Here is a 14234-nt window from a genome sequence, read left to right as displayed (position 1 = left end):
AAACGGGTTCTTATGCCTTAGTTGTAAGTGTCTACCATGTCCCCGAACAAGTGTTCACTATGTCCCCGGACTGTACACCCCCTCAGAGCAGAGGGAATATGGATTATGCAGGAGTAGGATCATCACCTTTAATATCGCGCTTCACTTCCGTATGCTCATCACCTTTTTCATTACGCAGGTGAACCTCAAGCTGGTTGAAAGCGATATTAATGTCGTTTTCACGGCACAGACGATCGATAGCGCGGTTCAGCTCATCAACGGCAAAGCTGCGGTCGCGCAGCTCACGCACGTATAAGCGCAGCTCGTGATCCAGCGTGCTTGGGCCAAAGGTGGTGAAGAAGACCGATGGGGCCGGATCGTGCATCACCTTCGGATGTTCAGCCGCGGCCTGTAGCAGTACCTCTTTTACCTTATCCAGATCCGAACCGTAGGCTACGCCCAGGCGGATCACTACGCGGGTGACCGTATCAGAGAGTGACCAGTTGATCAGACGTTCGGTCACGAAGGCTTTGTTCGGGATGATCACCTCTTTGCGATCGAAGTCGGTGATCGTGGTGGCGCGAATACGGATCTTGCTGACGGTACCGGAGAAGGTGCCGATGGTCACGGTATCGCCAATACGTACCGGACGCTCAAACAGAATGATCAAGCCAGAAACGAAGTTACCGAAGATCTCCTGCAAACCAAAACCAAGACCAACAGAGAGCGCAGCGGCCAGCCACTGCAGTTTATCCCACGAGACGCCAAGCGAGCCGAAGACCGTCATCGCACCGACAATAATGATGACGTAGTTCAGGATGGTGGTGATGGCATACGATGCCCCCTGACGCAGGTTCAGGCGTGACAGCACCAGCACCTCCAGCAACCCAGGCAGGTTGCGGATCAGCGCCCAGGCGACCATCGACGAAACCAGCGCGAAGAGCAGACTGCCCATCGTCACGCTTTTCATCACCGTGGCACCCGCTTCCGTTCCGCTGTACTGCCAGAGCGTGACGCTGTCGAGATAAGCAAACACGGTAATCAAATCAGACCAGATAGCCCAGAACATCACCCCAAACAGCGCGACCATGACCAGCATGGTAATGCGCAACGTCTGCTGGTTAACCTGCTCCAGCGCGATGGTAGGTTCTTCCTGTGGCTCCGCGCCTTCAGCGCCCTCTTTAACCTGATGCTGACGGCGGGCAATGGCACGACGATAAGCGATACGGCGAGCCGCCACGCTCAGGCCACGCAGTACCGTCTGGTAAAGCAGGTTCCAGACGATCACCAGATAGACGGTTTCAATCCAGCGCCCGGACAGGCGCAGCGTCGTATAGAAGTAACCCGTTGCCGTAAGCACCATCAGCGCCAGCGGAATTATCGCCAGCACCGTTACGGTGGCCAGACGAATATTGTGGGACTCTTTATCACGCCAGCTATCGCGGCACATTGGCCACATCAGTATGGCGATCAGCAGCAGGTTCAGCAGAATGACCAGTTGCCCCAGCACGTCGTCCATCAGGTGCAGCGGAGAAAGCTCAGACACAACAGACCAGAAATGCAGCGGCAGGAGCGCCAGGCTGATACGCACAATCTGACGACGCCAGTGGCTGGTCAGTTTCTCTGGCATGTTGAAATGACGTACCGCAACGCCGTCTTTTTCCAGCACTTTCCAGCACAGGCCAAACACCAGCCAGAACAGCGCCAGTTTTTTACTGAAGGCCCACAGCAAATCGCTGACGTTGAGCTGCATCGTGAGCAGAATAAGACCAACGGCCAGGATGAGCAGACACACCGGCAGCGCACGGATCAGGTCAATCAGGATCGCTTTTGGCGTGTGGAGCTGGCTATCGTTTCGCAACTGCCCCACTTCAGCCGCCAACTTCGCCTGGTATTTTTTCATCCAGGCCAGACGCCAACGAATGAGACCTGCAATCAGCAACAGCGGTAACCCCGCCAGGAAGGCAATCATCACCGCAGGCCAGGCTTTCTCCCAGTTCACGGTAATTTTCATGCTCTTGATCTGGGTTTTCAGCGTCTCAGGGAAGGATTTCACCCAGTCCCAGTCCATCGGTTTGTTGCTGTTCACCCAGAAAATTTGCTGAGTCAAAATCTCCTGCAGGCTTTTAGAGACGCTCACTAACTGTTGCTGGTTAATTTGCAGGTTAATCGCCATCATCAGCTGGTTGCCTAGCTGTTTGTTGAACTGGTCGAGCAGCTCGCGGCGCATATCCACCACCTGCAACAGCGCGTCGTGAACTTCAGGGTTCACTTCACTGGAATGGCCCTCTTCCACTTTGGCGACAAAAGCATCGCTCTGGAAAAGCGCGTCGCGCTGCTGGTTCACATCAAATTGTTCCAGACGTAAATCAGCAATGCGGTTGGTCATATCCTCCAGCTCGTCAGCAGAGGGCAGCGTCTGCTGTTGCTGGTAGAGAATACGTGACAGCAGAAGACTGCCTTTCAGGACGGCAATCTGCTCTTTAATATTGCGTTCAGCCTGGAGCGCGCGATCCAGCCAGTTTTTCACTTTGATATTTTGCTGAACCAGCGAGTTACCGTTTTCCGTCGCCTGAATCAGGCGCTGGCTCAGCTGGTGGTTAACATCCAGCTCCTGTTTCACCAGCGGATTAGCCTGAATACGGGCGGTTTCGTCTGGCGATACGGCTTCCTGCGCGGTTTTTTCCGTCAGCGTAAGACGCTTGCTGTTCACCGCCTCCTGCAACAACTGAAGCTGATGTTCCAGACGATTAATATTCGCGGTGACATAATCACGCTGTTTTTGCAGCGTATCCTGCAGCACCGTATTTCCTTCCAGGCTTTTACGCTGCTGTTCAATCTGCGCATTGATTAAGGACTGCTGAACCAGCAGTAATGTTTGCTGCGTCGGGCGTAAAGCACCTTCGCCAACCGTTGTTCCGTTCAGGCGATTGCGAATTTGCTGCAGTTGCTGAGATGCGACATACATCGAGTTCTGCACGCGTTCTGGCTGAGTTTGCAGTGAGACCAGCTGGCTATTATACGTTGCGAGATCGGCCTGTGCCGTTTGCAGGTCGTCGAGTAATTGCGCAACCCGCGACTCCAGCTGACGCAATGAAAGCGTCGCGAGCGTTTTGCGGGTTTCATCATCGTTATCGACGTCACTCAGTGCACTCAGGGCATCTGTTGCCTTACGCATGGCATCGGGGGCCTGCGCGACCTTCTGACGCAGTTGCGCGGTTTCCGCTTTGACACGCTCAGTTTTATCAATCGATTCCAGCGTTTCCATCAGATCCTGCTGGATGAGTTTTTCCTGAGGAGAGAGATCTTTTTGTTTGCTCAGGGTATCGAGTTGCGACTGAACATCAGCACGCGAAGGGATATCCGTGCTGTTATCAGCGCGGGCCCAGGAAAGCGGTGCTGTTGCGAAGAAAAACAGCGTCGCAAAAAGAAAGGCAAGAACAGGGTGTTGCGAGCGATTGATGTGCAGCATAGTCGTGAATAATGTCAGAAGATGACCAAAAATAGTCCGGCGTGCAGGATATCACGCCCGCCTGAAGCAGAATAGCGCGAACATAGACCTCTGGGATAATTCTTAAAAACAGTTCAGGTAGTTAGCTGTGTCGCGTCACCACGAAGCGTCGGGCAAAATTGGCACATTTCCAGCAGAATCGCGACATAGCTACGCGCTTCCTCTTTGAGATCGAATGTCTGCGGGGCAAAAAGCCAGTTTTCCATCAAACCAGAAATATAGCTGCGCATCAAAATAGCCGCCCGGCGAGTCAACAGGTTGGCCGGTAACATCTTTGCTTTTATGCACTGGTTCAGCGTCTGTTCGATACGGTCGTAACTCTCCAGGCACAGGCTGCGTTGTGCCTGCTGGACCACCGCCATTTCCCCCACGAACTCACATTTATGAAAGATGATTTCCATCATTAACCTGCGACGTTCTTCAACTACCGTTGCTTCAAGGATATATACTAATATTTCTCTTAATACTGAGAGTGGATCGTCGGGGAATTTTGCCCGATACTCAATCTCTAGATCGCTAATACTGGCTTCTGAAAGTTGCCAGATTTCACTAAACAGGTCTGACTTGTCTTTAAAATGCCAATAAATTGCTCCCCGCGTCACACCGGCGGCCTGAGCAATCTGAGCCAGCGAGGTTGACGATACCCCTTGCTGAGAAAACAAACGCATTGCAACGTCCAGGATGTGCTGACGTGTCTCAAGTGCTTGTTGTTTAGTTTTTCGTGCCATATGCCAGTGAATTTACAGGAGTCAGATTTACATACATTTGTGAATGTATGTACCATAGCATGACGATAATATAAACGCAGCAATGGGTTTTGGGACCCAGGACCATTGATCAATTTGAAATCGGACACTCGAGGTTTACATATGAACAAAAACAGAGGGTTAACGCCTCTGGCGGTCGTTCTGATGCTCTCAGGCAGCTTAGCGCTTACAGGATGTGACGACAAAAAGGCTCAACAAGGAGCTCAGCAGATGCCAGAAGTTGGCGTCGTGACGCTCAAATCCGAACCTCTCCAGATCACAACAGAATTACCTGGCCGCACAAACGCTTATCGTGTTGCAGAAGTTCGTCCTCAGGTAAGTGGCATTATCCTGAAACGTAACTTCACCGAAGGGGGAGATATTGAAGGGGGTGTCTCTCTGTATCAGATTGATCCTGCTACCTACCAGGCCGCATACGAAAGTGCAAAAGGCGATCTGGCGAAAGCAGAAGCTGCAGCCAAAATCTCCCAACTGACGCTGAACCGCTATAAAAAACTGCTCGGCACGCAATACATCAGTCAACAGGATTACGATACTGCTCTGGCCGATGCCCAGCAAGCCAACGCGGCCGTCGTGGCAGCAAAAGCGGCTGTCGAAACCGCGCGTATCAACCTGGCCTATACCAAAGTGACCTCCCCTATTAGCGGACGCATTGGTAAATCTTCCGTGACGGAAGGCGCTCTGGTGCAGAACGGGCAAAGCACTGCGCTGGCCACCGTGCAGCAGCTTGATCCGATCTACGTTGACGTCACCCAATCCAGCAACGATTTCCTGCGTCTGAAACAAGAGCTGGCAAACGGCACTCTGGAACAGGAAAACGGCAAAGCGAAAGTGGAGCTGGTTACCAATGACGGTGTCAAATACCCGCAGTCAGGTACGCTGGAATTCTCTGATGTGACGGTCGACCAGACCACCGGTTCTATCACCTTACGTGCAATCTTCCCGAACCCTGACCACACGCTGTTGCCAGGTATGTTCGTTCGCGCTCGTCTGGAAGAAGGGACTAACCCAACTGCAATTCTGGTTCCACAGCAGGGTGTAACCCGTACGCCGCGTGGCGATGCGAGTGCACTGGTGGTTGGTGCTGATGACAAAGTCGAAACGCGTCAAATCACTGCCACGCAGGCGATTGGCGACAAATGGCTGGTCACTAAAGGTCTGAAAGATGGCGATCGCGTAATTGTTACCGGTTTGCAAAAAGTACGTCCTGGCGCGCAGGTCAAAGCGCAGGAAGTCAAATCTGACGAGAAACAACAAGCCGCAGCCGGTGGTCAGTCAGAACAAACCAAGTCTTAACTTAAACAGGAGCCGTTAAGACATGCCTAATTTCTTTATCGATCGCCCCATATTCGCGTGGGTGATCGCCATCATTATCATGCTAGCCGGGGGACTTGCGATCCTGAAGCTGCCTGTCGCGCAATATCCGACCATTGCGCCACCGGCGGTGGCGATCTCCGCAACCTACCCAGGGGCTGATGCGAAAACGGTGCAGGATACCGTTACACAGGTTATCGAACAGAATATGAACGGTATCGATAACCTGATGTACATGTCCTCAAACAGTGACTCAACCGGTACGGTTCAGATCACCCTGACCTTCCAGTCCGGTACTGATGCCGACATCGCGCAGGTTCAGGTGCAGAACAAACTGCAGCTGGCAATGCCGCTGCTGCCACAGGAAGTACAGCAACAGGGCGTGAGCGTCGAGAAATCGTCCAGTAGCTTCCTGATGGTTGTTGGCGTTATCAACACCAACGGCACCATGACGCAGGAGGATATTTCCGACTACGTGGGTGCCAACATGAAGGACGCCATCAGCCGTACTTCTGGTGTGGGTGATGTTCAGCTGTTCGGTTCCCAGTATGCAATGCGTATCTGGATGGATCCGAACAAACTGAACAACTTCCAGCTGACGCCGGTTGACGTGATCAGCGCCATCAAAGCACAGAACGCCCAGGTTGCAGCCGGTCAGTTAGGTGGTACACCACCGGTGAAAGGCCAGCAGCTTAACGCGTCGATCATTGCGCAAACCCGTCTGACCTCCGCCGATGAGTTCAGCAAAATTCTGCTGAAAGTGAATCAGGATGGTTCCCAGGTTCGTCTGCGTGACGTAGCAAAAGTAGAACTGGGTGGCGAAAACTACGACATCATTGCGAAGTTTAACGGCAAACCAGCGTCTGGTCTGGGTATCAAACTGGCGACAGGGGCTAACGCTCTGGACACCGCGACGGCTATCCGCGCGGAACTGAAGAAGATGGAGCCCTTCTTCCCTTCAGGTCTGAAGATTGTTTATCCGTACGACACCACACCGTTCGTAAAAATCTCGATTCACGAAGTGGTTAAAACGCTGGCAGAAGCGATCATACTGGTATTCCTGGTCATGTATCTGTTCCTGCAAAACTTCCGTGCAACGCTGATTCCAACCATCGCGGTGCCGGTTGTACTGTTGGGGACGTTCGCCATCCTCGCGGCCTTTGGGTTCTCGATAAACACCCTGACGATGTTCGGGATGGTACTGGCCATCGGCTTGCTGGTGGATGATGCCATCGTCGTTGTCGAGAACGTCGAACGTGTGATGGCCGAAGAAGGGCTACCGCCGAAGGAAGCAACCCGTAAATCAATGGGTCAGATCCAGGGCGCGCTGGTCGGTATCGCGATGGTACTGTCAGCGGTATTTATCCCGATGGCCTTCTTCGGTGGTTCAACCGGTGCTATTTATCGTCAGTTCTCTATCACCATCGTGTCGGCGATGGCGCTGTCGGTACTGGTCGCGTTGATCCTGACACCAGCGCTGTGTGCCACCATGCTGAAGCCTATTCAGAAAGGGGGTCACGGCGAGCACAAAGGGTTCTTCGGCTGGTTTAACCGCATGTTTGAGAAGAGTACGCACCACTACACCGACAGCGTAGGGAATATCCTGCGCAGCACCGGTCGTTACCTGCTGCTCTATATCATCATCGTGGTCGGTATGGCCTATTTGTTTGTTCGTCTGCCAAGCTCGTTCCTGCCAGATGAAGACCAGGGCGTGTTCCTGACGATGGCGCAGCTTCCGGCTGGTGCATCACAAGAACGTACCCAGAAAGTGCTGGATGAAGTGACGGACTACTATCTCACCAAAGAGAAAGCGAACGTTGAATCCGTGTTTGCGGTTAACGGCTTTGGCTTTGCGGGTCGTGGTCAGAACACCGGTATTGCCTTCGTCTCCCTGAAAGACTGGTCAGAACGTCCAGGCTCAGAGAACAAAGTTGAGGCGATTACCGGCCGTGCTATGGGCACCTTCTCGAAGATTAAAGATGCGATGGTGTTCGCCTTTAACCTGCCAGCGATTGTTGAACTGGGTACCGCAACCGGCTTTGACTTCCAGCTGATTGACCAGGCCGGTCTGGGACATGAAAAACTGACTCAGGCACGTAACCAGTTGTTCGGTGAAGTGGCGAAACATCCTGACCTGCTGGTCGGCGTTCGTCCTAACGGCCTCGAAGATACGCCGCAGTTCAAGATCGATATCGATCAGGAAAAAGCGCAGGCATTGGGCGTTTCCATCAGCGACATCAATACCACGCTGGGCGCTGCCTGGGGCGGTAGCTACGTCAACGACTTCATCGACCGCGGTCGTGTGAAGAAAGTGTACGTGATGTCTGAGGCGCAATACCGTATGTTACCGAACGATATCAATACCTGGTACGTTCGTGGAAACAATGGACAAATGGTACCGTTCTCTTCCTTCTCAACGTCACGCTGGGAATATGGTTCACCACGTCTGGAGCGTTATAACGGGCTGCCATCAATGGAAATTCTGGGTCAGGCCGCACCAGGTCGAAGTACTGGTGAAGCGATGCTGATGATGGAGCAACTGGCCAGCAAGCTGCCTTCGGGTATCGGCTATGACTGGACCGGTATGTCCTATCAGGAACGTCTGTCCGGTAACCAGGCCCCTGCCCTGTATGCGATCTCGCTAATCGTGGTCTTCCTGTGTCTGGCAGCGTTGTACGAGAGCTGGTCAATTCCGTTCTCCGTTATGCTGGTGGTACCGCTCGGGGTTATCGGTGCGCTGCTTGCCGCAACGTTCCGTGGTTTGACCAACGACGTGTACTTCCAGGTAGGTCTGCTGACAACCATTGGCTTGTCGGCGAAGAACGCGATACTTATCGTTGAATTCGCCAAAGACCTGATGGAGAAAGAAGGTAAAGGCCTGATTGAGGCGACGCTTGATGCAGTTCGTATGCGTCTTCGTCCAATCCTGATGACCTCTCTGGCGTTTATCCTCGGTGTTATGCCGCTGGTTATCAGTTCAGGTGCGGGCTCCGGTGCGCAGAACGCCGTAGGTACAGGTGTAATGGGGGGCATGGTCACCGCGACCGTTCTCGCTATCTTCTTCGTACCGGTGTTCTTTGTGGTGGTTCGCCGCCGCTTTAGCCGCAAGAGTGACGATATTGAGCATAATCACTCGGTAGAACATCACTGATACCGGTTTCATCCGATAAAAAGGCCGCATTAGCGGCCTTTTTCATTTTGGTGTAAAAATCATAAATTACGCTTATTGCTGATCTATTTATTTTCTGTCATCGTAATAAGACATATCATAATTAACCGATAACTGACCCGACGAGTTTGTGATTTTTTTAATTTCATTTCGTCGCATAGCTTATTAGGAATAATCCTAATCCACGTGTCTGGATAGCGAATGTCTGAATCAGGACTTCATTTGGTGACAAATGTTAACTCAATGAAACATAAGGAAGCCGTAAAAAAGTCACTCCTGTTTTAGATTACGCAACCAGCCCCAGGGCAAACAATTGCGTACAAGTTCGCAGCGTTGCGTTTTAATTGTAATTTTTCGTAATAGCGCGATGAAATCTTGAAAGGAGTGGCTTATAGTTAGAGTTATCAGGAACACAGCACCCGTGCGGCTAAGTATGTTGTATCCATCCCGACGTTGATGTTCGGTGAGTAAGAAATCACTCAAAAGGGGATGCGCTATGGACGAGTACTCGCCAAAAAGGCATGATATCGCGCAGTTGAAATTTCTCTGCGAATCCTTGTACCATGACTGCCTTGCCAATCTTGATGAAAGTAACCACGGCTGGGTGAACGATCCTACGTCTGCTATCAATTTACAGCTGAATGAGCTGATAGAGCATATCGCAACCTTCGCACTTAATTATAAAATTAAGTACAATGAAGATAATAAGCTGATTGAGCAAATTGACGAATACCTGGACGACACCTTTATGTTGTTCAGCAGCTACGGCATTAACGCACAGGATTTGCAAAAATGGCGTAAATCTGGGAATCGTCTATTTCGCTGTTTCGTCAACGTGAGCAGAGCTAACCCTGTTAGCCTTTCCTGTTAAAATTATTACAACTACTAAGGTAAATTTATGTCTGATAAACCATTAACCAAGATCGATTATTTGATGCGCTTACGACGTTGTCAGTCAATAGACACGCTGGAACGTGTAATTGAAAAGAATAAATACGAGCTTTCTGATAATGAACTGGCTGTATTTTATTCAGCGGCTGACCATCGTCTTGCTGAGCTAACAATGAATAAACTGTATGACAAAATCCCCTCTTCTGTGTGGAAATTTGTCCGTTAATCTTTGACGTGTATCTGCAGAGGTTTTGCCATTTTCTAAACTGAAGTCACCTTTCGAATTACACTCCCTGAGTGAAAACCAGGTTCCCGAGTAAAAAGTGTTCAGCAGCAACTATGTTGTGACTGTGGTCACAACGATTTTTTGGGAACGTTCCCTTTCTGGTTAATCCTCTTTACCCTGAGGTAATTCACGATCCCAGAGAGGTTTCCCATGAGCACAGAAAAACAGAAGATGATCGCAGGTGAACATTACCTCCCCGGTGATGAGACGTTACGGGCCGATCGACTGCATGCCCGTCATCTTGTTCACCGCTATAACCACACAACTCCTGATGCAAAAACAGAACGCCAGCAGATACTCGCAGAACTCCTGGGGAAAAGTGAAGGCGCTTATATTGAGCCTGGCTTCCGCTGCGATTACGGCTATAACATTTATCTGGGTAACGCGTTTTACGCTAACTTCGATTGTGTGATGCTTGATGTCTGCCCTATTCATATTGGCGACAACTGCATGCTCGCTCCGGGTGTTCATATCTATACGGCGACACACCCGCTGGATGCTGACGAACGTAACAGCGGTGTCGAGTTTGGCAAACCTGTCAGCATTGGCAATAATGTCTGGATTGGTGGACGAGCCGTTATTAACCCTGGCGTCACCATTGGTGATAATGTGGTGGTTGCTTCCGGTGCCGTTGTCACCAAAGATGTTCCGGCCAACGTCGTCGTCGGCGGAAATCCAGCTAAAATAATAAAAACGCTGTAATCCGGTGGGGAGCAAACTGTTATGGTCTTTCTGTACATAACTGTTACTTTTTTCAACCAAATGGCTCCCCTAAAATAGGCAGATCCCCTGTATTTTCATAATTCATGAAGGCAAAAAATGACCGAGATACAGCGCCTGCTTACCGCCACCATCGACGATCTTAACATCCGTGAAAAGCGCGACAATCGCCCGCGCTTTAGCATTAGTTTTATCCGCAAACATCCTGGGCTGTTTGTCGCCATGTATGCTGCCTGGCTGGCAACGCTTATTGTAATGCTGAAGTCCGACACGCTGGTGGATTCCGTCTGGCTGCTGGTTGTACTGTTTGTGGTGTTTAACGCCTTTTTCTTTTTCGACGTGCATCCTCGTTATCGCTACGAAGATATCGACGTGCTCGATTTCCGGGTCTGCTATAACGGCGAGTGGTATAACACACGCTTTGTCCCGTCAGAACTGATCGACAGCATTTTGCATTCCCCAGCGGTAGAGACCGTGCAAAAAGAGAAGCTGCAGAAAATGGTATCAACCAAAGGCCAGCTCTCCTTCTATGATGTCTTTACGCTTTCCCGCCCCGCTGCTGCGTAACGAGAGTCTGTATGCGTCAGCCTCCCAACGCATACAACAACCTGAACACACCCTCCTGCAAGGTGGGTGTGTTTGAAAACACGCTTGCCACCGACCCGATGGCAAGCAGAGAAGATCCCTGGAAAGTTGGCGTGCTACGTGCGCTTAGCGTCTTTTTTTACGTCCCTGAACAGCCTTAAAACGCGGGTTAGATTTGCAAATAACGTACAGGCGTCCTTTGCGTTTGACTATCTGGCAATCCGGATGGCGCTGTTTCGCACTGCGCAGAGAATTAAGTACCTGCATGATTAACCCCGCTTCGCATTAAGAAAACCGCCAAAACGCTGACGGAAGCGTGCCGTACTGCCTTCTGCCGAAAACGTTTTTTGCTTACCGGTGTAGAACGGATGTGACTTCGAAGAAACCTCAATAGAAACGTATGGATACGTTCTACCGTCGAGTTCAATTTCGCGATCGGTTCTGATGGTTGAGCCGACTTTAAAGTACTCATTGGCACTGGTGTCGTGAAACACGACGGTGCGATAGGCTGGGTGGATATCAGATTTCATCATAGACCCCATGTGTTTTGTTATAACATAACAAAACAGTATCTGAGTCACCGTACAAAAGCAAGCCCCGATCATGCACCGTATCCCCGGAATTATTTTCTGATTTGCCTGGGAACGAAGTGAAATCAATAAATGGCACGTGCTATAACTATATCATTTCGCGATAAAATCTTTTTCCTCTGGCGAGCACACTCAGTGTCCCGGGATTGGGCATATGAGGAAGGAAACAGCTGCATGAAAACCCGACATCTGGTCAGCCTGGTGACAGGCATACTGATCGTTTCTGTGCTGGTGCCGATTTGCCTCAGTATCTGGCTGGCCCATCGCCAGGCGGAAGAGCAGTTTGTCAATGTACTGGATAACTATGCTTCACGCGTATTGATGCGTACAGACAGGGTTGTCGCTCAGGCGAAAGATGCACTCACCCAACTGCAAAATTATGAAGCCCCTCCCTGCAGTCGTCAGCATCTGAGAGAGATGCGCCTGGTCGCTTTCTCCCGGCGGTATGTGCAAGAGGTGATTTATGTTGATAACCTGAAACCCGTCTGTTCATCTCTCGAACAAATCAGCAACGCACCTGCCTATCCCCCTCCGATGCGCATTACCCGGGACGGCTACAGCACATGGCTGTCACCACAAAACGATCTTGGGTTTAACCACTATATGGCCATTGTCGGTCGGGGACATTACCTGGTGATGATCGACCCCGACTCTCTGGTGGATGTGCTCCCGTTCAGTACGACCCACATTGATGCTGCTTTGATTGGCGACGCGCGCAATCTGATTTTTGCCAGCAGTAATACGCTTGATCACCATATTCACGCGCTTCTGGGTAACCAGAAAATAACGCGCCTGCAGTACAACGGTTCGATGTATATCACTAAACCCGTTCCGGAACTGGGCTTTACGGTGGTGGCGTGGGCAGCGCTGAAACCGCTGGATGAAAACTGGCATCAACAGTTGCTCATCTGGCTTCCTGCAGGGATATTGATCAGCCTGCTTGCCGCGTTCTTTATGCTGCGACTTCTGCGCCACATACAGTCTCCGCGTAACCGCCTGCAGGATGCCATTAACAGCCGTGATTTTGTGGTCCACTATCAGCCCATTGTGGCGTTAGGCAGTGGAAAGATGGTCGGCGCGGAGGCGCTGGCACGCTGGCCGCAGCCTGACGGGAGCCACCTGTCACCCGATATTTTTGTGTCGCTCGCGGAACAAACGGGCCTTATTTCGCAGCTGACTCAATTAATCATCGAAAAAGTATTCGAAGATATGGGGCACTGGTTACACCTTCATCCGGATCAGCATATTTCCATTAACCTTGCGCCCGACGATCTGACCTCCGGTAAGCTACCGCCCCTGCTTCATCATCTGCTGAATAAATGGCAAGTCCACCCCGGACAAATAGCCCTTGAACTCACCGAGCGCGGTTTTGCCGATCCAAAGGTCAGCGCCCCGGCCATTGCTGCATTCCGCCGTTCAGGCCACGCTATTTATATTGATGATTTTGGAACCGGCTATTCCAGTCTCAGTTACCTGCAGGATCTGGACGTCGATACGCTAAAAATTGATAAATCTTTCGTGAATGCGCTGGAGTACAAAAATGTGACGCCACACATTATTGAAATGGCGAAATCGCTGAAGCTGGCGATGGTTGCGGAGGGTATTGAAACGGCAGGGCAGCTCGCCTGGCTGCACCGCCACGGGGTACAGTACGGACAAGGGTGGTACTACAGCAAAGCAATGCCAAAAGTGGAATTTATTCTGTGGGCTGAATACAACCTCGAAAATCATCCTGCTTAAGCAGGATTAAAAGTACGGCCACCGTATGTGGCCGTATCTGTCAGGTCAGCTAATGTTCTGATGCCAGCTAAAGGTATAGCGTAGCTGGCGTTTTTGCAGGATAAACTCTGGTGAAACGCTGGGGCTCCAGGAGTCATCGCCGCCCACGCCCATATGGAACGCGTCAAGATTAAGCCAACACCCCGGTTCCTCGCGTAGCAGATGATGATGGGTTGTCTCGCGCAGCTGTTGCTGGCTATAGCGGCTCACGGAGAAATGGAACTGTCCCTGCAGCTGGTGTGCCCCTAACACCAGTTCACGGGTATCACAGCGCAGGCCATTTTCTGTCGGGAAGATATACGGCGTGTGCATTGCTTCCAGCGGCAATGTCCAGCGCCCCTGCTGTGCCGCCAGTTTTCTGTCAGGATAGTTCTCATGCGGCCCCAATCCCAGCCAGCACGCGCTCTGCGGTACCTGTGCGAGCTGACAGCTCAGGCCGACACGTGCCGGTTCAGGGATGTCAGAGGCGACCTGTATCTGCACATCTGCATGCAGCACACCACGACTGTCAACCCGCCAGACCTTACGGCTCAGGAACAGTGCTTTGCCGCCATATTCCCAGACATGCAGTGTTGTCACCACCGCCTCGCCTGAGTGTTGCTCTCCTTCACACGCCAACACCCGGGGATGTAAATCGTACATC

At 51.4% G+C, this 14234-nt stretch carries 12 protein-coding genes and 1 pseudogene; 8 read left to right on the top strand and 5 right to left on the bottom strand.

The window, feature by feature from the left end; translation table 11 throughout:
- Positions 1-103: 103 nt before the first annotated feature.
- Together mscK and acrR are read right to left on the bottom strand one after the other, a co-directional pair.
- Positions 104-3451 carry a mechanosensitive channel MscK gene (mscK, locus tag ACJ9N4_RS12405; protein ID WP_411500522.1) on the bottom strand — a complete coding sequence of 1116 codons (3348 nt, stop codon included), beginning with the start codon at positions 3449-3451 and terminating at the stop codon, positions 104-106.
- Between the two features lie 113 nt (positions 3452-3564).
- On the bottom strand, positions 3565-4218 hold the full coding sequence (acrR, locus tag ACJ9N4_RS12400; protein ID WP_182273977.1) for a multidrug efflux transporter transcriptional repressor AcrR: 654 nt from the start codon (positions 4216-4218) through the stop codon (positions 3565-3567).
- Between the two features lie 141 nt (positions 4219-4359).
- Between acrR and acrA the strand changes: the two genes are divergently transcribed.
- From acrA to ACJ9N4_RS12365, 7 genes are all read left to right on the top strand, one after another.
- Complete coding sequence (gene acrA, locus ACJ9N4_RS12395) at positions 4360-5553, top strand: multidrug efflux RND transporter periplasmic adaptor subunit AcrA (RefSeq protein WP_182273976.1); 1194 nt, start codon at positions 4360-4362, stop codon at positions 5551-5553.
- Between the two features lie 22 nt (positions 5554-5575).
- Positions 5576-8722 carry a multidrug efflux RND transporter permease subunit AcrB gene (gene acrB, locus ACJ9N4_RS12390; protein ID WP_182273975.1) on the top strand — a complete coding sequence of 1049 codons (3147 nt, stop codon included), beginning with the start codon at positions 5576-5578 and terminating at the stop codon, positions 8720-8722.
- Between the two features lie 514 nt (positions 8723-9236).
- Positions 9237-9611 (top strand): Hha toxicity modulator TomB, encoded by a 375-nt coding sequence (gene tomB, locus ACJ9N4_RS12385; protein WP_008499288.1) that lies wholly within the window; start codon positions 9237-9239, stop codon positions 9609-9611.
- 27 nt (positions 9612-9638) lie between these two features.
- Positions 9639-9857 (top strand): HHA domain-containing protein, encoded by a 219-nt coding sequence (locus ACJ9N4_RS12380; RefSeq protein WP_181622491.1) that lies wholly within the window; start codon positions 9639-9641, stop codon positions 9855-9857.
- Between the two features lie 210 nt (positions 9858-10067).
- Positions 10068-10619 (top strand): maltose O-acetyltransferase, encoded by a 552-nt coding sequence (gene maa, locus ACJ9N4_RS12375; protein WP_182919506.1) that lies wholly within the window; start codon positions 10068-10070, stop codon positions 10617-10619.
- Between the two features lie 117 nt (positions 10620-10736).
- Positions 10737-11204 carry a YlaC family protein gene (locus ACJ9N4_RS12370; RefSeq protein ID WP_182273973.1) on the top strand — a complete coding sequence of 156 codons (468 nt, stop codon included), beginning with the start codon at positions 10737-10739 and terminating at the stop codon, positions 11202-11204.
- Between the two features lie 11 nt (positions 11205-11215).
- Positions 11216-11383 (top strand): hypothetical protein, encoded by a 168-nt coding sequence (locus ACJ9N4_RS12365; protein ID WP_196391418.1) that lies wholly within the window; start codon positions 11216-11218, stop codon positions 11381-11383.
- Here the strand turns inward: ACJ9N4_RS12365 and ykgO are convergent.
- Both ykgO and ACJ9N4_RS12355 read right to left on the bottom strand, forming a co-directional pair.
- The gene (ykgO, locus tag ACJ9N4_RS12360; RefSeq protein ID WP_003859006.1) at positions 11349-11489 is read right to left on the bottom strand and encodes a type B 50S ribosomal protein L36; all 141 of its coding nucleotides are present in this window, start codon (positions 11487-11489) and stop codon (positions 11349-11351) included. The two genes, ACJ9N4_RS12365 and ykgO, sit on opposite strands and share 35 nt — an antisense overlap.
- Before the next feature lie 2 nt (positions 11490-11491).
- On the bottom strand, positions 11492-11752 hold the full coding sequence (locus ACJ9N4_RS12355) for a type B 50S ribosomal protein L31 (protein ID WP_182274631.1): 261 nt from the start codon (positions 11750-11752) through the stop codon (positions 11492-11494).
- A gap of 234 nt (positions 11753-11986) precedes the next feature.
- Between ACJ9N4_RS12355 and ACJ9N4_RS12350 the strand changes: the two genes are divergently transcribed.
- Entirely contained in the window at positions 11987-13552 is a 1566-nt protein-coding gene (locus tag ACJ9N4_RS12350; protein WP_182919505.1) for an EAL domain-containing protein, read from the top strand.
- 45 nt (positions 13553-13597) lie between these two features.
- Here the strand turns inward: ACJ9N4_RS12350 and lacZ are convergent.
- Positions 13598-14234, bottom strand: a pseudogene (lacZ, locus tag ACJ9N4_RS12345) (beta-galactosidase); the annotation flags it as partial.

The organism is Enterobacter sp. LM3, from assembly GCF_046622475.1.
Classification (GTDB): Bacteria; Pseudomonadota; Gammaproteobacteria; order Enterobacterales; family Enterobacteriaceae; genus Enterobacter; species Enterobacter cloacae_P.
The sequence above is the reverse complement of the archived record's forward strand: the minus strand, read 5'-3'. Positions and strand labels throughout refer to the sequence as shown.

What these genes read in the sequence shown, in the direction of transcription:
- mscK (WP_411500522.1), bottom strand. Translation starts at nt 3,451, where the DNA reads ATGCTGCACATCAATCGCTCGCAACACCCTGTTCTTGCCTTTCTTTTT.
- acrR (WP_182273977.1), bottom strand. Translation starts at nt 4,218, where the DNA reads ATGGCACGAAAAACTAAACAACAAGCACTTGAGACACGTCAGCACATC.
- acrA (WP_182273976.1), top strand. Translation starts at nt 4,360, where the DNA reads ATGAACAAAAACAGAGGGTTAACGCCTCTGGCGGTCGTTCTGATGCTC.
- acrB (WP_182273975.1), top strand. Translation starts at nt 5,576, where the DNA reads ATGCCTAATTTCTTTATCGATCGCCCCATATTCGCGTGGGTGATCGCC.
- tomB (WP_008499288.1), top strand. Translation starts at nt 9,237, where the DNA reads ATGGACGAGTACTCGCCAAAAAGGCATGATATCGCGCAGTTGAAATTT.
- ACJ9N4_RS12380 (WP_181622491.1), top strand. Translation starts at nt 9,639, where the DNA reads ATGTCTGATAAACCATTAACCAAGATCGATTATTTGATGCGCTTACGA.
- maa (WP_182919506.1), top strand. Translation starts at nt 10,068, where the DNA reads ATGAGCACAGAAAAACAGAAGATGATCGCAGGTGAACATTACCTCCCC.
- ACJ9N4_RS12370 (WP_182273973.1), top strand. Translation starts at nt 10,737, where the DNA reads ATGACCGAGATACAGCGCCTGCTTACCGCCACCATCGACGATCTTAAC.
- ACJ9N4_RS12365 (WP_196391418.1), top strand. Translation starts at nt 11,216, where the DNA reads ATGCGTCAGCCTCCCAACGCATACAACAACCTGAACACACCCTCCTGC.
- ykgO (WP_003859006.1), bottom strand. Translation starts at nt 11,489, where the DNA reads ATGCAGGTACTTAATTCTCTGCGCAGTGCGAAACAGCGCCATCCGGAT.
- ACJ9N4_RS12355 (WP_182274631.1), bottom strand. Translation starts at nt 11,752, where the DNA reads ATGAAATCTGATATCCACCCAGCCTATCGCACCGTCGTGTTTCACGAC.
- ACJ9N4_RS12350 (WP_182919505.1), top strand. Translation starts at nt 11,987, where the DNA reads ATGAAAACCCGACATCTGGTCAGCCTGGTGACAGGCATACTGATCGTT.